The organism is Intrasporangium sp. DVR, assembly GCF_040365325.1.
Lineage (GTDB): Bacteria > Actinomycetota > Actinomycetes > Actinomycetales > Dermatophilaceae > Intrasporangium.
This window is the reverse complement of record NZ_BAABZW010000034.1, coordinates 1-657: the sequence shown is the minus strand read 5'-3', so window position 1 is coordinate 657 and position 657 is coordinate 1. Positions and strand designations below refer to the sequence as shown.

The following is a 657-nucleotide window of genomic DNA, read 5'->3' as shown; positions in this document are numbered from 1 at the left end:
GTCCCAGATCAAGACGGCGCTGCGGGCCGGCGGGCGTCGCCGCTTCCTGGACGCCACCGCCCAACGGATCCAGCACGCCCTGCGCAGCCAGCACTTGAGCGCACCGGCCCCGCTCGTCGAGGCCTACGCAGCCAGCACCAGGGCCATCGTGGGGCTGCTGGTCGCTTTCAACACCCAGATCAGCAATCTGGAGACTCAGTTGAACCAGTCTTTTGAGCAGCACCCGGACGCCGACATCTACCTCTCGCTTCCAGGCCTGGGTGACGTCCTCGGCGCCCGGGTGCTCGGCGAGCTCGGGGACGACCCCGAACGCTTCGCTGACGCCAAGTCTCGCAGGAACTACGCCGGCACCTCACCCCTGACCAAGGCCTCGGGGAAGAAGAAGGTGGTGCTAGCCAGGTACGTGCGCAACAAGCGTCTCTACGACGCCATCGACCAATGGGCTTTCTGCTCGCTGTCCACCAGTCCCGGAGCTCGCGCCTACTACGACGAACGCCGCGCCGCGGACCACGAGCACCACGAAGCCCTACGCACACTGGGCAACCGGTGGATCGGCATCCTGCACGGTTGCCTCAAGCACGGCACTCTCTACGATGAGCACACCGCCTGGGGCCACCGCCAAACCACCGCTGCTTGACGAGTTAGAGCCCTGGGATA

At 66.1% G+C, this 657-nt stretch carries 1 protein-coding gene; it reads left to right on the top strand.

The features are described 5' to 3' along the window. Positions 1 to 637: transposase (locus tag ABWV20_RS18955; protein WP_353357989.1), on the top strand; the 637-nt coding region annotated here is incomplete at its 5' end. Positions 638 to 657 lie beyond the last annotated feature (20 nt).